This window comes from Nitrospira sp. KM1 (assembly GCF_011405515.1).
Taxonomy (GTDB): Bacteria; Nitrospirota; Nitrospiria; order Nitrospirales; family Nitrospiraceae; genus Nitrospira_C.
This window is the reverse complement of record NZ_AP022671.1, coordinates 74634-92326: the sequence shown is the minus strand read 5'-3', so window position 1 is coordinate 92326 and position 17693 is coordinate 74634. Positions and strand designations below refer to the sequence as shown.

Annotated in this window: 19 protein-coding genes and 1 pseudogene; 6 read left to right on the top strand and 14 right to left on the bottom strand. The window is 56.9% G+C overall.

Annotated features, from left to right (window positions below):
- Window positions 1-117: 117 nt before the first annotated feature.
- Window positions 118-981: a DUF6279 family lipoprotein gene (locus W02_RS00435; protein WP_173043720.1), complete on the top strand. Its 864-nt coding sequence runs from the start codon at window positions 118-120 to the stop codon at window positions 979-981.
- Window positions 982-1260: 279 nt separating this feature from the next.
- Here the strand turns inward: W02_RS00435 and W02_RS00430 are convergent, their stop codons facing one another.
- The 8 genes from W02_RS00430 to W02_RS00395 form a co-directional block, all read right to left on the bottom strand.
- Window positions 1261-1746 (bottom strand): universal stress protein, encoded by a 486-nt coding sequence (locus W02_RS00430; protein WP_173043718.1) that lies wholly within the window; start codon window positions 1744-1746, stop codon window positions 1261-1263.
- 158 nt (window positions 1747-1904) lie between these two features.
- Window positions 1905-2171 (bottom strand): hypothetical protein, encoded by a 267-nt coding sequence (locus W02_RS00425; RefSeq protein WP_173043716.1) that lies wholly within the window; start codon window positions 2169-2171, stop codon window positions 1905-1907.
- A 198-nt stretch (window positions 2172-2369) separates the two neighbouring features.
- Complete coding sequence (locus W02_RS00420) at window positions 2370-2723, bottom strand: hypothetical protein (protein ID WP_173043714.1); 354 nt, start codon at window positions 2721-2723, stop codon at window positions 2370-2372.
- 270 nt (window positions 2724-2993) lie between these two features.
- Window positions 2994-4172: an ABC transporter permease gene (locus W02_RS00415; RefSeq protein ID WP_173043712.1), complete on the bottom strand. Its 1179-nt coding sequence runs from the start codon at window positions 4170-4172 to the stop codon at window positions 2994-2996.
- A complete protein-coding gene (locus W02_RS00410) occupies window positions 4169-5110 on the bottom strand; it encodes an ABC transporter ATP-binding protein (RefSeq protein ID WP_173043710.1) in 942 nt (313 codons plus the stop codon). The genes W02_RS00415 and W02_RS00410 overlap by 4 nt, the downstream gene beginning before the upstream one ends.
- Before the next feature lie 3 nt (window positions 5111-5113).
- The gene (locus W02_RS00405; protein ID WP_173043708.1) at window positions 5114-6073 is read right to left on the bottom strand and encodes an HlyD family secretion protein; all 960 of its coding nucleotides are present in this window, start codon (window positions 6071-6073) and stop codon (window positions 5114-5116) included.
- 29 nt (window positions 6074-6102) lie between these two features.
- Window positions 6103-6744, bottom strand: coding sequence for a TetR/AcrR family transcriptional regulator (locus W02_RS00400; protein ID WP_173043706.1), 642 nt, complete (start codon window positions 6742-6744; stop codon window positions 6103-6105).
- Window positions 6745-7330: 586 nt separating this feature from the next.
- Window positions 7331-8005 carry a YqgE/AlgH family protein gene (locus W02_RS00395; RefSeq protein WP_173043704.1) on the bottom strand — a complete coding sequence of 225 codons (675 nt, stop codon included), beginning with the start codon at window positions 8003-8005 and terminating at the stop codon, window positions 7331-7333.
- Window positions 8006-8306: 301 nt separating this feature from the next.
- Here W02_RS00395 and W02_RS00390 point away from each other — a divergent pair.
- The 3 genes and pseudogenes from W02_RS00390 (at window position 8307) to W02_RS00380 (ending at window position 10425) form a co-directional block, all read left to right on the top strand.
- A pseudogene (locus W02_RS00390) lies at window positions 8307-8727 on the top strand (YciI family protein).
- Window positions 8728-8828: 101 nt separating this feature from the next.
- A complete protein-coding gene (locus W02_RS00385) occupies window positions 8829-9227 on the top strand; it encodes a YciI family protein (protein ID WP_173043702.1) in 399 nt (132 codons plus the stop codon).
- A 121-nt stretch (window positions 9228-9348) separates the two neighbouring features.
- The gene (locus W02_RS00380) at window positions 9349-10425 is read left to right on the top strand and encodes an META domain-containing protein (RefSeq protein ID WP_173043700.1); all 1077 of its coding nucleotides are present in this window, start codon (window positions 9349-9351) and stop codon (window positions 10423-10425) included.
- 72 nt (window positions 10426-10497) lie between these two features.
- Here W02_RS00380 and W02_RS00375 read toward each other — a convergent pair whose 3' ends face one another.
- Window positions 10498-11316 carry a tetratricopeptide repeat protein gene (locus tag W02_RS00375; RefSeq protein WP_173043698.1) on the bottom strand — a complete coding sequence of 273 codons (819 nt, stop codon included), beginning with the start codon at window positions 11314-11316 and terminating at the stop codon, window positions 10498-10500.
- A gap of 315 nt (window positions 11317-11631) precedes the next feature.
- Here W02_RS00375 and W02_RS21705 point away from each other — a divergent pair, with 315 nt between their 5' ends.
- Together W02_RS21705 and W02_RS00370 are read left to right on the top strand one after the other, a co-directional pair.
- Window positions 11632-11760 carry a hypothetical protein gene (locus W02_RS21705; RefSeq protein WP_255458547.1) on the top strand — a complete coding sequence of 43 codons (129 nt, stop codon included), beginning with the start codon at window positions 11632-11634 and terminating at the stop codon, window positions 11758-11760.
- Between the two features lie 93 nt (window positions 11761-11853).
- Window positions 11854-12096: a hypothetical protein gene (locus W02_RS00370; RefSeq protein ID WP_173043696.1), complete on the top strand. Its 243-nt coding sequence runs from the start codon at window positions 11854-11856 to the stop codon at window positions 12094-12096.
- Between the two features lie 119 nt (window positions 12097-12215).
- On the opposite strand, the gene W02_RS00365 is transcribed toward W02_RS00370, so the two are convergent.
- From W02_RS00365 to W02_RS00345, 5 genes are all read right to left on the bottom strand, one after another.
- Entirely contained in the window at window positions 12216-14126 is a 1911-nt protein-coding gene (locus tag W02_RS00365) for an alpha amylase C-terminal domain-containing protein (RefSeq protein WP_173043694.1), read from the bottom strand.
- Window positions 14127-14150: 24 nt separating this feature from the next.
- Window positions 14151-14615, bottom strand: coding sequence for a DUF302 domain-containing protein (locus W02_RS00360; RefSeq protein WP_232068609.1), 465 nt, complete (start codon window positions 14613-14615; stop codon window positions 14151-14153).
- Window positions 14616-14637: 22 nt separating this feature from the next.
- Window positions 14638-15336 carry an HAD family hydrolase gene (locus W02_RS00355; RefSeq protein ID WP_173043692.1) on the bottom strand — a complete coding sequence of 233 codons (699 nt, stop codon included), beginning with the start codon at window positions 15334-15336 and terminating at the stop codon, window positions 14638-14640.
- A 6-nt stretch (window positions 15337-15342) separates the two neighbouring features.
- On the bottom strand, window positions 15343-15768 hold the full coding sequence (locus W02_RS00350) for an OsmC family protein (RefSeq protein WP_173043690.1): 426 nt from the start codon (window positions 15766-15768) through the stop codon (window positions 15343-15345).
- Window positions 15769-15829: 61 nt separating this feature from the next.
- Window positions 15830-17674 (bottom strand): glycoside hydrolase family 15 protein, encoded by a 1845-nt coding sequence (locus W02_RS00345; protein ID WP_173043688.1) that lies wholly within the window; start codon window positions 17672-17674, stop codon window positions 15830-15832.
- Window positions 17675-17693 lie beyond the last annotated feature (19 nt).

Below are 17693 nucleotides of genomic sequence, written 5' to 3'. Positions count from 1 at the left end.
CATGCGGACCTGAGGAATCTGAAACTCAAAAAAGCATTCGTGCACCTATTCCCTCGCCTAGCCGTATGGTAGGGTATTTAACGTGGGCAGTTGCTCGCCTGTTCTTCTGAATTAGCCATGATCACCATGATGATGCGTCGGTCTATCAAGGTCTGGAATTTCATTCTCATCGCGCTTGTCTTCCTCGGCCTCACCGGTTGTGCGACCTCGCTGCTGTATAACCATGCGGGCTGGCTTCTCACTCAGCAGCTGGACGGATATTTCGATCTGTCAAAATCGCAAAAGAAATTTGTCTCTTCACGACTCGAATCTATTTTGGACCGCCATCGGCACGAAGCCCTGCCTCGTTACGAATCCCTCTTGCTTCAAGTGGAGGATCGCATCCGGCGTGGACTGACGCGAGACGACATCGCATGGGGATTTGCTCAATTCGACCAACTCAAAACAGACCTCTTTACCCGTTTCGCAGGCGACGGCGGTGAATTCATCCGACTGGTCAACGATCAACAGATTCCCCGTCTGCGGAGATCGCTGCACCAACGACTGTCTCGTGAAGAAGCGCTTCTCCGCGATGGTGCACAGGCACGGCAAGTCAAGCGTGCTGAAAAACTAGTCTCCATCGCAAAAGACTGGCTGGGCTCCCTCACAAGAGAACAGGAACAGATTATCATCCGCCTGTCGATGGATTTGCCTGACACCCTGCCGGCTTGGTATGCGCATCAATCGAGTCGCAACAGCCAGCTGGTTGCGATCGTTGAACAGAGAAGCGATCCTCGCATACAGGAACGTCTATCAGAATGGTTGGTCGATCAGGAGAAGTACGCCGACCCGACATTTCTCCTGCAAATTGAACAACTGCGCCAGCAGACCGCCGGCCTGATCCTTGCCATCGATCGCGTGGCCACGTCTGAGCAGCGGCACCACGCGATCGCCAAACTCAACGACCTTGCTCTGACGATTCATGCACTGAGCCGGGCCTGAAAGGAATATATGTCGGTACGAGCCGAAGTACAGGATTTTGTGCGGTACTCTGAACGACTGCTTGGTCTGGTATTACAGACCGGCGAGCTGTCCGAAGACGAATGTGATCTGATCGCTTATTACGCCAAGGAGTTGCACGAAAAGACTGTTCCGTTTTGCACCCGAGAGTCTGATTGCAGCGAAAATCCCTCCGTAGGCTGAAGCCCATAAGTCCGGGCCGGTCACCAGCTCTCCCATATATGAGCACGGTCAGCGATGCCGATAAATAAACCTGCCTTCTCACTCTATGACCCAGATGGCAAATCCCTTCGCATCCCGCAGTAATTGATCGGTCACGCCGCCACCGAACAGGCGTTTCATCCGTGACGTTCCATGCCGCCCCACCACGATAGTCTCATGCTTTCCGTTTCGTGCCTCTTCGAGGATGTTTCTGGCGATATCATCTTCATGCCCCGTCTTCAACGTCACCCGGCTTCGATCGAAACCGCCTTGCGTCAACGTTTCGCATGCCCTGTTCAGGACCTGGGACTCTGACTCCCCTTCTTTCTGAATCCAGGCTTGCTGGTCCTGACGCAACTGCCGGCCGAGTTGTAATTCTTCAGCAGGATTTTCCGATCCTCCATGTTCGAGCAGCTCACGAGGCATCGGTTTGAGCACGTGAAAAATGGTCACGGTGACATCCGGGGTTCGATGAAGAAGGGACCCGACGTAACTCACCGCACGATGGGAATTCTCGGATTCGTCGACGGCCAGAAGAATTCGCACAGTGACCTCCTTAGCAATGCATATCGAACGCCTGCAGCCCGTATGCTAGCGCCATGAACCGTATAATTCCAAGGGGTGGCACGACGGATGGAATCCGGGGCGTCGATCAGACGAAGGGCATGCCCGGGCCGACAAGATCAGCGTCATTGGGAAAGCCGCTATGGATTGGCATGCTCCGCTTGACGCTTGGTTCGATCCGCTGACTCTTTGAGCATGTTTTCCGCTTGCCGAGCATCATCCATCGGAGTGTTCATCTTCTCAATCAGCGTTTCGACATCCCGCCGCGACGGTGCAGCAGGCGCTTCCTCCACGTGCTTGTTCGTGGCCGATCCGATCGGCTTCGGCGGAGGCCCCTGCCGATCGCAGGCCGCGAGAATCAGGCCGGCCAGCACGAACGCTGAGAGACTCGGGTGTAATGGCGTCATGGTTATGATCTCCCGTTACGGCCGCCAACGGCAGACAGCTCTGACTTGGTGATCACCATACATGCGGCACTATTGATCACCTTAGCCTGATTATGCATGCCTTAACACAGCAAACACCGAACGGCAACCGGATGCGAATCCGGGCAGTGGGCCAGCTTACTTTTTTGCCGAACGTGAGGTTCGTTCTGGAGTCCGTTTTTAGAACCGAGGTGGCATAAGCGGTATCGGATCCGCTCCGCTCCCATCCGACTCCCCTGTCACCTCAACGCACTTCGCGCCAAACATCAGAAACTGATAGTCTCCCGTGCCGTAGCCACGAACCTTCGTCAGCTTTAGGCTATTGGTTCCCGGCTGATGACCGATGGCCGCAGAGGGTTTTTTCATGGCCTCTTCATAAGAGGCCGTTCCGAATCCGAAGCCGAAAATAATCGGCACACAGTCGGATACCTCGCGCAATTTCTTCACCTCTGGATTGATCGGCGGAAATTCCGTGCTGATCCAGATACAACCGGGAAGAAGAAACACAAGCGGAGCGACCAAGAATGCACGCATAGGCAACCTCCGTATCGCGCGCAATGTAGCGTTCCTCTCTAAAAACGAAGCCGTTAACGTTCCGACGACAAAACCCCGCTCTTAGGCTCCTTGTCTGAATGACCGAGACACCCTTTAGGCTGAACGGGAAAGGACAGCCGGAACTGACCCAACGTACCACGGCACAAGACATGGCTGCCGGGGAATTCCGGAAGGTTTCGCCCGGTGAGGTCGGAAGGATCGGTTCGGGAGGTAGGCTTGCGGCACTCGAGGCGAGACGGGCCTTGTCCTTCAATCCAGCGTCCGCCGGTACCGCATGACCCCTATAACCAACGCCACGGCGGCGAATAACGCGATCTGCCACAACTGCAAGACCACGTCCTGAAATCCGTTTCCCTTGAGAAGGATCCCGCGCACAATTCGGAGGAAATGCGTCAATGGGAGGACTTCACCCAGTGCCTGCGCCCATTGCGGCATGCCGCGAAATGGAAACATGAACCCGGACAGCAACAATGACGGCAGGAAGAAAAAGAAGGACATCTGCATGGCTTGCAACTGGTTTTCCGCCACGGTCGAAAACGTGATGCCCATCGCCAGATTGGCGGCAATGAAGATCAGCGCGACAACGAGAAGTAACCCGAGGTTGCCGAGCATGGGGACGTGAAATAGAAAATAGGCGGCCGTCAGAATCAATCCGACCTGAACATATCCGACCAGGATGTAGGGAATGATCTTTCCAATCATCACCTCAAGGGAGCGCGTCGGCATGGACAACAGGTTTTCCATCGTGCCGCGCTCCCGTTCACGGGTGATGGCCAATCCGGTAATCATGACCATGGTCATCGTAAGCACGACGCCCATCAGACCGGGCACGATATTGTAATAGGTAATCGCCTCGGGATTGTACTGGGCATGCACACGGAGATCGATCGGCCCGTCTGAGCCGGACAGAAAGGCCAACGGACCTGCAAGGTCGCGTTGAAGCGCCTGATTCACGAGCTGACGCATCGAGCCGATGGCGTTGCTGGTGGCAGCCGGATCCGTGGCATCAGCCTCCACGAGCAGAACCGGCCTGGCTCCGCGGAGCAAATCGTGCGTGAACCGTTCCGGAATATTGACGACGAACTGGACTTCTCCACGGGCGAGCGCATCACGAGCTTCCAATTCGGTCGTCACTTGTCTGACGAACTCGAAATAGTCGCTGTTTCGAATCGCATGGAGGACCGTGCGCCCCTGCGGACCGTTATCGGCCAGCAACACTGCGGTCGGCAAATGCTTCGGATCGGAATTGATCGCATACCCGAAGAGAACGAGCTGAAGCAGCGGTATCCCAATCATCATCCCGAACGTGAGACGATCCCGTCGCATCTGGACGAACTCTTTGACGACCATCGCCCATAACCGAGCGGAAGAAAACCTGATCGCCTTCTTCACGGGATGCACGGACGTTTTGATTTGCTCTCCGGTCATCGGGATACCCGTTCCGGCGCCGATTCCATGAGATGAATGAACACGTCTTCGAGCCCGGAGCTGATCCGTCGCCACTCGTATTCATCCGTCCGGAATGGCGCAATGGCGGCTTCCAGCGCCGCGTCATCGTCACCGCTGACATGCAGCATGCTTCCAAACGCCACCGCCTGACTGACACCGGGACGGTCACGAAGCTGCACCGTAAGGCGGTGCAGCTCATTGCCCGTGACCGACCATGTAGTCAGACCGGCATGCGCAATGACTTCGGAGACGGTCCCGGCGGTCAGTAGCTGACCCGCGGCAATATAGGCGAGCCGGTGGCAGCGTTCGGCCTCATCCATGTAATGGGTCGTGATGAGAAACGTGAGGCCTTCGGCGGCCAGATCGTGGATTTGCTCCCAAAACTCGCGGCGTGCTTTGGGATCGACTCCCGCGGTCGGTTCATCCAACAGCAGCAGTTTCGGCTGATGGATCAGGCAGGCGGCCAATGCGAGCCGTTGCTTCCATCCTCCCGACAGTTCTCCGGCGAGTTGGTGCTGTCGTTCGACGAGTCCAAGCCGTTCGAGGCTGCGTTGGACCGCTTCGCGCCGATTCTTCACCGAGAACATGCGCGCCACGAAGTCCAGGTTTTCCGCAATGCTCAGATCCTCGTAAAAGCTGAAGCGTTGAGTCATGTACCCCACTTCGCTTTTGATCGCTTCGCTTTCGGTGATCACATCGTAGCCAAGACATGTCCCGCTGCCCGCATCGGCTCGCAACAGCCCACAGAGCATCCGGATGAACGTTGTCTTTCCACTGCCGTTGGGGCCGAGAAAGCCGTAAATTTCTCCGGTTCCTACTCGCAAGTCGATATGGTCGACCACGGTGCGTTCTCCGAACCGCTTGGTCATCCCGCGTACGTCGATGGCGAGATCCGGCCGGCTTGAAGTATTGGGCATAGATCATGATCCCAAGCGGACGTCGACGGGCTGACCCGGGTTCAAATTCGATGCGACTTGCGGTTCGAACACCGCTTCGATCATGAAGACCAGCTTGCTCCGGCTCTCCTGGCTATAAATGACCGGAGGAGTGTACTCCGCCTTCGGCGAAATATAGCTGACCGTACCGATGAATGGTTCTCGCACGCCGTCCACGCTTACCCGAACCGGGTCGCCGGGATGAATCGTCCCTACACGAGTCTCCGGCACGAACGCCCGAACTTTGATGTTCTGAGGAGGCAATAGCGCAACCACCGGCCTCCCCGCGGCGACCCATTCGCCTTCGCGATACAGCGTATCGAACACGAGCGCCGCCTTGGGCGCACTCTGGTGCTTTTGTGAATAATCCCACTCGGCCTTCGCCAACGCGGATTCACGTGCCCGGACTTCGGCTTCGGCGGCAGACACTTGGTCGATACGGGAACCGAGTTGAGCCGTCTTCAGGTCAGCCTCCAATTGAGCCACCCGCTGACGATTCTGGTCCCGCGCGGAACGCGCGCGGTCGAAATCCAACTCCGCTGTTGCACCAGGAATACGCATGAGTTCTTTGTGCCGCGCAAACTCTCGGTCAGATAGTTTCAGCGCGGAACGCGCCTGCTGGAGTTGCGCCGCCAGGGACTCGATTTCGGATGGGCGCATACCCTTTTTCACGTCCGCCAGATTGGCATGAGCTTGCACAAGACGCCGCTCTGCTTCGTCTCTTGCGGCCTTTTCTGCGGCGCTGTCGAGACGAAAGAGCGGATCGCCCGCCTTCACCTGTGCGCCTCGCTGTACGTGAAGAGATTCCAGCGCCCCGGCGAACGGCGAAGCGATATACATGAATTCTCCCTCCACATAGCCTTGTACACGATTCGGATCCTCTGCAGCACAGCCGAGCACCAGGCACAGCGCTATCGCGATGCCCCGACTGAGAAGGGCAGACATATCGAGGCTCTCTCCAGCCTTCAATCCCATTAGAGTTTCGCCCTGACGGGTTCGGTCACGATACCTTCGAGAATCACCGTGATGATGGTCGAAAATCCCGTTTTCGGTGTGAGACCGAGTTCTTCAATTTTGACCGGGTTCATGATCGCTTGAACCGCCCCCAATAGAATTTCCATGATCAGGGGGACGGAAAGATCTTTCCGGATAATGCCCGCCTTTCGTCCTTCGCCGAGCAATTTGCCAAAATGCCGTTCGATCAGATCACGACGGCGCCGTTCGATCTCCTTGAACCGCACGGGCCCCTCTTTCCGCATATCACGGACGAAGGGCGGGCGAAGTTCCTCGGTGTGCCGTTGCATGCAGGCAAGAAGGCGGTGGAGGGCACCAAGCACATCTGAAGCACATGTGGAGGTAATCTCTTCGAGGTCCGCTTCGACGGCACGGAACTTGTCTGCAAGTACCGCGTCAAGCAGGGCAGTCTTGCTTGGAAATGACGCGTACAGTGTCTTCTTGCTCATGCCGAGTTCATGAGCGAGGTCGTCCATTGTTACGCTTCGGAAACCGTTCGACAGGAAGTGCTGCCGCGCCGCAGTGACGATGCGCTGGATAAACGGCTTGCTACCGGCAACATCGACTGTCTGATGGGCGGATTTTCGGGATGCGCGCTGCATACTATGGAAACTATACAAGTACTATTAGTTTCCGGTCAAGCCATGGCGATTGTGCCGGATGTGACACCCGGGGGTGACGCATGGTGCCAATCTCAGACAAGTAGTGCGCCAAACACCTTTTGACTATCGATTTTCACGGGTCACCCAAATGACTGGCTGCACTTGGATTGACCCGAAAAGGTCTGCATTAGTGACGTGCTGCACTAGGGGAATCATGGCCTGCTAAGCGGCGATTTATCACCTTATCGATGTATGAATGACCCCCCAGTGCAGTTCTGACAAATCGATTCGATAAAGTTCCTGTTTATACCGCCTTTTGCCAAATTACTTGGGAGTCAATGACGATTGACTCTCATCGCAAGCTGGCATATTTCCGAGCGGTTTCTCCGAATTCCGGTTTTTCCCGGATTTGACAGACTGGTTGCGGGTTCTCACATGGGCCTATGGACAGATATCAAGAGCGACGAATGAAGCGGCTTCGTGTATCGCGTGGAAACATCATGGGCCTACCCCCGGGCACAACACAAGCAGACATCGCTGGTCTATGGACTGAAAAGAGCGTCGTTGCTTCGACTGTATCGCTCGATCAGTTGGAAATAGTCCGTGGGGTCTGAAGCTTCCTGATGCAGTCCTGCCAGAGTGTAGCCGGGTCGTGATCGAAGACCGCGCGAGCGTCAGGGGGAAGAATCGCCCAGGATCCTTGGAGCATCTCCGCCTTCAACTGCTGCGGAGCCCAGCCCGCATATCCGGCAAACGCCCGGAAGGCGTCGTCCGGCAGTGGCTGTTTTACGAAACGTTCCAGGACATTCGCCGTGCCGACATAGACGCCATCGAACACCAGTCGCGCCTCGGCTGAGGGCTCCTTCAATCGAAACAGTAGGAGCAGGCTCGCCATGTTGACGGGCCCCCCCGCAAACAGCCGATAGCTGGTTCCTCTCAGAATGGTCATATCCGGCAACGCCTCGGATAAGAACACCTTGAGAGAGCGATTCACGATAAGTCCGAGTGTCCCTCCAGGGCCATGCTCCACGATCAGCACCACGGCCTCGTGGAAATTGGGATCTTTCAGCGAAGGACTCGCGACCAGCAGCACACCCTTTTTGATCGCAGACGGTGAAAACTCCCCTTCCGCCTGTACAGGGTCCCCGGTCACAATGTAAGAGAACCCGCAGAGCAGAATACCGATGAGGACCGTTTTAGGATTGAAAAGGTCTCTCGTGTCAGAAGATCTAGCCGCGAGCATCGACGGTACGAACATCATACACTTCAGCCGGTGGAAGTGAAGTGACGGCTTGGCGACAGGCTACGACTCGCTTCTGCCGCTGTCAACTCCTTATGCGGCCGATCATCAGCCCACTGAACCACGTCTACAATGCCTGAGATCGGAGGCGCACCTCATGAGCGGCTGACCGGACGGCTTGACTTTACTGAAGATAGATAGGTGCTTAGCGCTACATGCTCCCATGTCGAATCCGCCGGGTTCCTACGACTACAGGGTGGAAGTTGATGAAGCGTCGGATTTTGTAATGTTTTCCGTATGGTCATTGAAAGGAGACTGATAGATGCGTTTCATGATGTTGATGATCCCCAAGGGATATGAAAAGGCTGAACCGGGAGCCGTGCCCCCGGCCGATCGTGTGGCTGCGATGATGAAATATAATGTAGATCTTCAGAAGGCCGGCGTTGCTTTCGCTCGACGGTCTACACCCGCTGTCGATGGGCGCGCGAGTTTCTTTCAAAGACGGGAAGTCGAGCGTGACCGACGGCCCCTATGTCGAAACGAAAGAGATTCTCGGAGGCTATTGGATGATTCAAGTGAAATCGAAGGACGAAGCGATCCAATGGGCGTCGCACTGCCCCGCCTCTGACAATGAGATCATTGAAATCCGGCAGGTGCAGGAATTGAGCGATTTTCCGGAGGACGTCCAGAAGGTCGCGTCCAAATTTGAGGAATTGCAGGGACGGGCAAATCGTGCACGCTAGCCGGAAAGGTGGCTCCGTACACGCACGAACAAAGTATAGCCGACAAGTATGACCATTATGTGAGCGAACAACTTGTTTACAACGTTTAGGAGGCACAAGCGATGAAATACTTTCTCATGTGTTGTCACGACCAGAAGACGTTTGAGGAACTGCCTAAGCATGAGGAGGACGCGATCATCAAAGAGACGATGATGTACTGTGAATCGCTTCGCACAGAAGGCACGCTTATCTCCTCTGAGGCACTTGACCCAACCGAAGCCGCAACGGCTGTGCGAGTCCGCAACGGGAAGACGCTGACGACGGACGGTCCCTTTGCCGAGACGAAGGAACAGTTCGGCGGGTTTTTTCTCATTGAGACCAGAGATTTCAACGAAGCCATCCGTGTTGCCTCGAAATTTCCATCGGCCCGGATAGGCAGCATCGTCATCCGTCCCGTTCTGGACTTGGAGAAACGGGTCGCCGACTCCCCCAAGCTGGCGGGCTCGCAGACAAGATCGTGAGACGGTCGTTGACGGGGCCGTAGCTTGTGATCAACGGCCCCCAACATAGAGTAGACTCGTGCTCACATTCACGCGAATAGTGGACATCTGTCATCAGGATTTCAAACGGAGAAAGACTGCAATGGTAGGACATCGTGTGTGGATCATGACGTTCATATTGTTGTCGGTCCTCGGTTGTACAGGTCCGCGAACGACTGCAGTCCCTGCATCGAACCCTCAAGAACGTACGCCCGTCTTGGGACGACTTCCCGCGACCTTTTCGGGAGACTTTCCCTGTGCAGACTGTCCAGGCATTCGTTACCAACTGACCTTACATCCCGACCATGCGTTCTTCCTGAGCCTGACCTACCTGGAGCGAAACAGCCGCTTCGACAGTATCGGCAGCTGGATTGTTTCACCGGATGGCCAACGGCTCGTTTTGTACGATGAATCCGTTTCACCGGATCAGTTCCGCATCATTGATCCAAACAACCTTCGCAAGCTCGGTATCGACGGGCATGACATCGCGACAGGTCTCAACTATACGCTCACGCGAGCAAACGACGTTGAGTCTCCCGAGTCACACCTGGCGCTGCGCGGTATGTACCGATATGTGGCAGATGCCGGATCATTCTCCGAATGCCTGACGGGACGGCGCTGGCCGGTCATGCAACAGGCGGACAATGCGTCTCTGGAACAGACCTACGTCAAATTCAGGAAACAACCGAACGATGAACTTCTCGCCACCGTAGAGGGCCGCGTCGTAACGAAGTCCGGGGCGGATGGAGCCACACCCCATCCAATGCTGATTGTCGACCGATTTCTTGGCCTGTGGCCGGGAGAGACCTGTGGTGCACGGCTGGCGACATCCACTCTCGAGAATACCTACTGGAAACTCACCAGGCTCGCAGGCATGCCGGTGATCGTGCCCGAGCAGCAAAGGGAACCGGCCATGGTTCTCCACCAGGAACAGCACCGCCTAGCCGGATCAGGGGGGTGCAACAGGCTCATGGGTGAGTATCGCCTCGACAGGCGCTTGGTTTCGTTCAGCCAGGTTGCGGGGACTAAAATGGCCTGCCGGGCTGGAATGGAGCAGGAAGAGCACTTCATCGAGGCGCTCGGACGGACTGCAGCGTGGACCGTGATCGGGGAACATTTGGAACTGTTCGATGCCGAGGGCAAACAACTCGCGAGGTTTGAGGCGCGTGCGCTACGCTGAAATAACCCAATGCCTCGAGCGAGGACCTGCGTCCTTCTATCAGACGATCATCCGCTCGTCAGAGGGGCACCCTTATTCGGTATGTCCTTGAGGTCCTGTCTGCAAATCTTGTGTCGGCACCTCCTGATCTTCGGACATAATGCCTCCTCCCCCTCTCCGCGGCTGCCTGGCATGTTGAGCCTTGCGGGCTTCGTTTTCGTAATGGTCCCGTATCCGTGGGCTAGGATCCTTCTCGAAACACATATTCAAAAACTTTTTGCCCTCAGACTCTTGACCGAGAGCGTAGTGCGCGATGCCGACGCCACAATACGCACGGGGAGAGGAAGGATCGAGGCGTAATATCGTTTCAGCATCCTGCAGAGCACTGAGATACTGGCCGTATTTTCTGAGGATCTCAGCCCGCGCTTTGTACGCCGGAATGTGCTTTGGATCGAGACCGACGGCGCCGTTGAAGTCCTCCAGCGCTTCGCCGTCCTTGTTCGTGAATTCTTTGAGGTATAAGACACCACGGTCGTAGTAGGCTTCGGCCGTCGGCTCTAGCCGGATCGACGTACTGTAGTCCTCAAGAGCCTGCAAGGTCCGCTTGAGCATCTTTTCGATTTTGGCCCTATACAGATATGCTTCGGCTTGTCTGGGCCTACGCCGGATGACTTCGTTCAGGTCTTGAAGAGCCGGTTCGTACGACCCGATGAAATACAGACATTTCGCTCGCGCGAGGTAGGCGGAAGTGTGATCGCGCTTCCTGAGGATCAGTGCGCTGAACGATTGGACACCTTGCTGATTCTCCGCACTTCCCGGACCACACTGTGGAACAGACTCTCTGCCTTCGCAGGCCGTCAGCAGCACGAGACATACCGCTGCCAGGAATCTGTTTCGTATCCGACGGATCATTGAGTCTGCCGGTCTTGAGCGTCAGAGATGAATGGTCCCGCGTTCGTATTCATGCACACATGGAAGGTTCTATGATCATCCGGGGTTTCGGATTCCCGCTAACAGGCATCTGAGGCCAGGAAGTTGAGGGTTGACGACCATTCTCCATCGGCTTAGCATAATGCTCTGACGTTCAGTGACAGTGGTTGCGGATATCTCCGCACGCTTGTCCGTCCTGTTGCGCGGAGTTCTCCGCACTCTCCATCACTTCTACGCCAGACTAACGTCCCAAGAAATATCAATCGCCCGGGTGGCGGCACGCACTCGAGAGAACCCATGGAATCGGTGAATCCCCGGCATCTCGTCCACGTCACGACGCTGATCGTGTTGCTCGCTCTCATCTTCGTGCTGATTCCCACTCTCATTCGAGGGAGCGACGCGCTGCTGCTCACCGTCGTGCCGTAGGAACAGAGATCGGTCTCATCCGTCCATCGGATCAGAGGAATACGTGTACGGTTTGCGCGAAAACACGTCCGGATATCGAAAGGAGGTCCAATCATGACTGCGTACGCACCAGTGACCGACCGCATCCTCGGTGCCGTAAGACACGCTCACAAGTGCGACCTCGACACCCTGGCACAGAACCTTCCTGAACTCAGCTGGAACCAGGTGTTTTTCGAAATCGATCGGCTGAGCAGGCGAGGAGATGTGCTGGTGACTTTTGAGGGCGAAGGCAAATATATCATCCGTCTACCGGAGCACAAAAAATCCTCGAAGCCGCATCACGAACGAACCAAATAGATCGCCTCCGGTCTCGTCCCCTCCCGGCACGTTTTTACGCCGAACCCGTGGACGATGACATCCAGAGGAACAGACATAGCATTCCTTCTCGTAACCGGCTTTGACCCTGAAGTCCTGCCCTATCGCGCGAATATGAGAAGGCTATTGGCCGGCAGGACAACGGCCGCTGAAGCCACGAATCCGTGCAACGGATCTTGACCGGCCACGACCTGTCCGCCATTGCCGGCCACATCCGAATTGACCCAGTTCTCGTACACGTCGCTGTTGAACACCTCTCGCCACGCACCGGACCCGGGAAACCCGATTCGATACCCGTATCGGTGAAACGGCCCCAAATGCACGGTCACCATGACATCATCCCCACGTCCATCCACCCACCGATGAAATACGAGGACGCGATTGTTGTCGTGTGCATGCACGATCCGAAACCCATTACCGGTCAGGCCGGGAAGCGATCGCCGCAGCGCCAATAGTTCACGGACGAACCGGACATGATCGAGCATCTGCTTATCTCCGGCATCGAGCCCGCCCCAGTACAACAGCAAGTTACGATGCGACTCGAAATCATCCGACCATTGCTTATCCTCCAGAAACTCCTGTCCCATGAACAGCATGGGGACACCGGGCGCCGTCAGACTCAGCCCGGTCGCAACCCGTGCGCGGCTGCGCGCGTACCATGAACGCGGATTTCCCGGATCTCCAATCCGGGCGATGCGCATCTCTCGCCCGTCATAGACGAGGTCGTGATTCTCCGGTCCCTGCACGAAGCGCCACTGCTGATCGAATCCGGAGGGCCAGAGACTCGCGCCAAGACTCGTCATGTTCAGGGCACGTTCGTCGGGCGCACTGGCGTTGCCGATGACGTCCCGGATCGCGAGACGCAGACCGTCGGTCAAAGTCGTGTCAAAGCCGCCGCCTTCCGGCGGAGATCTCACCACGTACGGGTTTACGTTCCAATACTCGGCATGATGCAACGCGGCAGGACGATGGGCGTGCAGTGTAGATGTCAGATCCTGGCAAAACCGCCAACCATGCGGAGCGCCGTCGTGATCGATGACGCTCACCTGATCATAACGAAATCCGTCTACCCGATATTCGTCAAGAAAGAATTTCGCATTCTGTATCAAGAAATCCCGAACCTCGGGCTTGGCGTAATCGAATACAAGCCCCCCTGCATGCCCCCTGTCCATAAAATAGAGAGAGTTTTGCCGTCCCCCAGACGGATCCTGGCGATCGAGGAAGTACAGACTTCCCTCGTCGAACCCACCTCCCGCATGGTTGTACACCACGTCAAGCATGACCGCCAAACCGTATACATGGGCGAGATCCACAAGCGCCTTGAGCTGGTTCATCTCACCTCGAAGATCCCCTGCCTCATAGCGGCGCCGGCCGTTCGCGTCAAGCAATCCGTTTATCGCGGAGAGATATGCCGGAAGATCGGCATCCAACACGCCAAAATCCATCTCGGGCGAAAAATAATCCGTCCCGTTGTATCCAAGGCTGAATGCGGTCTGGAATTCCTGAATCGGAAGGAGCTGCAACGCCGTGATGCCCAAGCCGGCGAGATAGGGAATTTTGCGAGCAACATCCAGGAAGGTTCCTCCCCTTTGCGGCAGGTTCGGAGTAAAGAACGTCCCGACGTGGAGCTGATAGATGACCCACTCGTGAAAAGGGCGCGGCACATAGCCTGCGTCATGCCAGGGGAAATTGGTAGCCCGGACTATGCACCGCGCCGGAAACGGGGTTTCGAGCTCTCGAGCGAAGGGATCGCGCTTCAGTCCTTCGCTGCCTTGACCGACGATGTAATACATATACGCTTGCCGGTCCCGTACACCGGGAATAAAACCCCGCCAATGTCCATGCTCGTCGCGGTTCAGCAGACCGGCATCGCTTCTCACGCCGTTGTTGAAATCTCCAACCACATAGACGGCGCGCGCATGCGGCGCCCAGACTCGAAACGTGGCACCGTTGGCAAGCAAATGGGCGCCCATCGGTGTCTCGGAGGAAATGCGCTCAAGGGACGCGGGCATGAGGTGATCGTCCGATCTTCTGGTCTATTCCAAGGATTGTTCCAGCAGTTTGCCCACCGGATCGAGCGTGGATGTCAGATTCTCCGCCACGCCGTGACGCTCACGAAGCAATGCAGGCGAGTTATAGGTGAGCCATACTTTTCCGTTCCGATCCTCCCATACGAGCGCCTTCATCGGCAAATCAATTGCCGCAGTAGGCCTCGCCACCATCAGCGCAGTGCCGCTTTTCGGATTGCCGAAAATGAGCAACACGGTCGGTTTCATGTCGAGTCCAACTTGCGTGGCTTCCAGACCGTGGTCGATGCGGGCAAAGACCGTCATCCCTTTGGCCGTCACAGCCTTTTCGATCCGGTCGATCGTCTCGGGAACGGAATAGCGGCTGGCCGTCGTGATCAGATTGTCAGCAGCTTGCACCATCGCGGGACCGGCAAAGCCGGCGGCGAAGACACAGGACAGCAACCAGGTCGACAACGCGGTGGCATCGCGCATGTTGTGAGTTCTCCATCAATGTTTAGACGCGTTCGTGAAGTCTGACGCCGACCTCATCCAAATGCGCAAGCAGACCCGCTGGATCCTCATAGACGCGATACGCGCCGGCCCGCTCCAGCTCTTCACGCCCGTAGCCTCCCGAGAGCAGCCCGACGGAAATTGCAAACGCGCGGCGCGCCGCCAGCAGATCCCACACGCTGTCTCCGACGATCACGCAACGGCTCATCGGCATGTTGAGCCGCTTGCCGGCCGCGACGAAAAGATCAGGGTCCGGCTTCGCATACCGCACGTCATCCCGCGTAATGACCGGAACCGTCTTGTGAAGCTTGAGCAGCTTCAGCGTGTGGACGGCGCTGATGGTGCGTCCGCTCGTCGCGATGGCGTGGGGGATACGGTGCATTGCCAGCGTGTCCAGCAGTTCCTGTGCGCCGGGAAGAACGCGAAGGGACGCCGCCTGCGACGCATAGGTCTCCGCATGGACTCGCTGAATGCGCTCCGCATCTCGGCGTGACACCGGACGGCCGGTCTCCCGCAACAAGGCATTGAGCATGAGGCCGCCGCTCATGCCGATCTGGCGATGAATACGCCAGACAGGCAGCTCGATCCCCGTCGCCTGCGTCGCCTCACGCCAGGCCAAGACGTGCTGATAGACACTGTCGATCAATGTGCCGTCGAGATCAAACAGAAAGGCGATGGAGGCGGAGGCTCTGGCCCGAGCCATGCCGCCTCAGCTTTCGAGCTTCGCTTGCATGTTGATCGTGGTATTGAGCAGGCGGGAAATCGGGCAGCCCGTCTTGGCCGCCTGCGTCGCCTTCTCCCACGCGGCCTGGTCGGCCTTCGGCACCTTACCTTTGACATCCAACAGAATACCGGTCACCGTCCAGCCCGCTTCCAGTTTATCGAACGTCACGGTGGCCGTCGTTTCGAGTTTTTCCGGCGTCAGACCCGCATTGCCCAACTGCGCCGACAGCGCCATCGTGAAACAGCCGGCATGGGCCGCGGCGATCAATTCCTCGGGATTCGTGCCCTTTCCGCTTTCAAACCTGGTCGAGAAGGAATATTGCGTCTGCGACAGTACCCCGCTATCCGTCGAGACGGTGCCCTTGCCTGATTTCAGATCGCCCTGCCAGACGGCCGAACCTTTGCGTTGCATGTGACCTCCTTGTGGTTGACGAATATCATGAGCATGAGACCTGAGAGCGGCTTGTGCAAGTTCACCCGTGCTCTTTTCGACCGAGCGTCCGGTCGAGGTTGAAAGCGGCGCTGATCAGTGCCAAATGGGTAAACGCTTGCGGAAAATTGCCGAGCGCTTCGCCGCGCGGACCGATTTCTTCCGAATAGAGGCCGAGATGGTTGGAATGTCCCAACATCCGTTCGAAGAGCAATCGGGCCTCGGCCAATTTTCCGTGATCGACGTGGCCGGCCCGAGTCAGCGCCTCGACGAGCCAGAACGAGCACATCGTGAACGTGCCTTCCCCGCCGCACAACCCGTCCTCGCCGGTCGCCGTATCGTATCGGTACACCAGTCCATCGGACACCAGCCCACCCGCCTGCGGCGAACGATTGATGGCGTCGAGCGTATTCAGCATGCGCGGATCGTTGGGGGCCATGAAAAACACCAGCGGCATGATCAGATTGGAGGCGTCCAATGTATCGGTATCATAGTGCTGCACGAAGGCTTGCCGCTTCTGGCTGTACCCCTTGGCCATGATTTCTTCGTAGATCTGGTCCCGCACCCGCTGCCAGCGTTCTCGATCGGACGGGAACGATCGCTTATCGGCCAACCGGACACCGCGATCCATGGCCACCCAACACATGAGTTTTGAAAAGACAAACTGCCGGCGGCCGCCGCGCACCTCCCAGATGCCTTCGTCGGGAAGCTGCCAGTTCTCACACAGCCAGTTGAGACGCTTGCGGATTCTGACCCAGGCGTCGATGCCGATGGGCATCACATGCTTGTTGTACAAATACAATGAATCGAGCAACTCGCCGAAAATATCCAATTGCAGTTGATTGTAGGCTCCGTTCCCGATCCGCACCGGACGGGAACCACGATACCCCTCGAGGTGATCGAGCGTGTGTTCCGTCAGATCGTGCCGCCCATCGACGCCGTATACGATCTGCAGCGTGCCGTCGGTTTCGACTTCACCGGCTCTCGCATCCATCCACTGCATGAATGCATGCGCCTCTTCGGTGAACCCGATCCGCAGAAACCCGTAGAGGGTGAAGGCGGCGTCGCGGATCCATGTATAGCGGTAATCCCAGTTTCTCGTTCCCCCGATCGCCTCGGGGAGACTGCAGGTGGGCGAGGCGACGATGGCACCGCTCGGTCCGAACGTCATCAGCTTCAGCGTGAGAGCCGACCGGTACACCATTTCACGCCAACGGCCGACATAGGTGCATTTCGCAAGCCAACGATGCCAAAATTCGACGGTCTGTTCGAACACGTCCTGTGTCTCGCCCTTCGAGGGAACGGCCCGGCATTCCTCTCCCTGCGGCAAGGGGCACAAGACGAAGACGGCTTCTTCACCCTCCCGGAGCACGAACGAGGCCGTCACACCTCCTTCATCCACGGCGACCAAGGGAACCGTGCTCGCCAACGACAAACTCAATGCCTTCGTCTCGAATACCGCACCATGCTTCGTGATCATCGTCCGGTGAGGAATTCTGGCGTAATCGAATGCCGGGCGGCAATGTATCGTGAAGGCCAGCTTTCCCCGTCTCGCCCTGACGCGCCGAAACAGTTGATCCTGCCTCGGTGAATCGGACGGCAATCCCGCGGGCATGAAGTCTTCCAATTCGCCGACACCGTCCGGCGATAAGAAGCGTGTCACCAGCACATTGGTCTCCGGCCAATAAAACTGTTTTGTCTGGACATTGTCGTCGCTGGGCGTGATATCGAAACTGCCCCCTTGACGATCGTCCAAGATTGCGCCGAAGACGCTCGGTGAATCGAAGAATGGCACGCACAGCCAATCGATCGACCCATTGATGCCGACCAGTGCGGCCGTGCGCATGTTGCCGATGATACCGTGATCCTCGATGGGAAGGTATGTCATAGGTTGAGCCTGTTTAGTT

Excerpts from the sequence above, each read along its gene's own strand:
- W02_RS00435 (WP_173043720.1), top strand. The coding sequence starts at position 118 with ATGATCACCATGATGATGCGTCGGTCTATCAAGGTCTGGAATTTCATT.
- W02_RS00425 (WP_173043716.1), bottom strand. The coding sequence starts at position 2,171 with ATGACGCCATTACACCCGAGTCTCTCAGCGTTCGTGCTGGCCGGCCTG.
- W02_RS00420 (WP_173043714.1), bottom strand. The coding sequence starts at position 2,723 with ATGCGTGCATTCTTGGTCGCTCCGCTTGTGTTTCTTCTTCCCGGTTGT.
- W02_RS00415 (WP_173043712.1), bottom strand. The coding sequence starts at position 4,172 with ATGACCGGAGAGCAAATCAAAACGTCCGTGCATCCCGTGAAGAAGGCG.
- W02_RS00410 (WP_173043710.1), bottom strand. The coding sequence starts at position 5,110 with ATGCCCAATACTTCAAGCCGGCCGGATCTCGCCATCGACGTACGCGGG.
- W02_RS00405 (WP_173043708.1), bottom strand. The coding sequence starts at position 6,073 with ATGTCTGCCCTTCTCAGTCGGGGCATCGCGATAGCGCTGTGCCTGGTG.
- W02_RS00400 (WP_173043706.1), bottom strand. The coding sequence starts at position 6,744 with ATGCAGCGCGCATCCCGAAAATCCGCCCATCAGACAGTCGATGTTGCC.
- W02_RS00395 (WP_173043704.1), bottom strand. The coding sequence starts at position 8,005 with ATGATGTTCGTACCGTCGATGCTCGCGGCTAGATCTTCTGACACGAGA.
- W02_RS00385 (WP_173043702.1), top strand. The coding sequence starts at position 8,829 with ATGAAATACTTTCTCATGTGTTGTCACGACCAGAAGACGTTTGAGGAA.
- W02_RS00380 (WP_173043700.1), top strand. The coding sequence starts at position 9,349 with ATGGTAGGACATCGTGTGTGGATCATGACGTTCATATTGTTGTCGGTC.
- W02_RS00375 (WP_173043698.1), bottom strand. The coding sequence starts at position 11,316 with ATGATCCGTCGGATACGAAACAGATTCCTGGCAGCGGTATGTCTCGTG.
- W02_RS21705 (WP_255458547.1), top strand. The coding sequence starts at position 11,632 with ATGGAATCGGTGAATCCCCGGCATCTCGTCCACGTCACGACGCTGATC.
- W02_RS00370 (WP_173043696.1), top strand. The coding sequence starts at position 11,854 with ATGACTGCGTACGCACCAGTGACCGACCGCATCCTCGGTGCCGTAAGA.
- W02_RS00365 (WP_173043694.1), bottom strand. The coding sequence starts at position 14,126 with ATGCCCGCGTCCCTTGAGCGCATTTCCTCCGAGACACCGATGGGCGCC.
- W02_RS00360 (WP_232068609.1), bottom strand. The coding sequence starts at position 14,615 with ATGCGCGATGCCACCGCGTTGTCGACCTGGTTGCTGTCCTGTGTCTTC.
- W02_RS00355 (WP_173043692.1), bottom strand. The coding sequence starts at position 15,336 with ATGGCTCGGGCCAGAGCCTCCGCCTCCATCGCCTTTCTGTTTGATCTC.
- W02_RS00350 (WP_173043690.1), bottom strand. The coding sequence starts at position 15,768 with ATGCAACGCAAAGGTTCGGCCGTCTGGCAGGGCGATCTGAAATCAGGC.
- W02_RS00345 (WP_173043688.1), bottom strand. The coding sequence starts at position 17,674 with ATGACATACCTTCCCATCGAGGATCACGGTATCATCGGCAACATGCGC.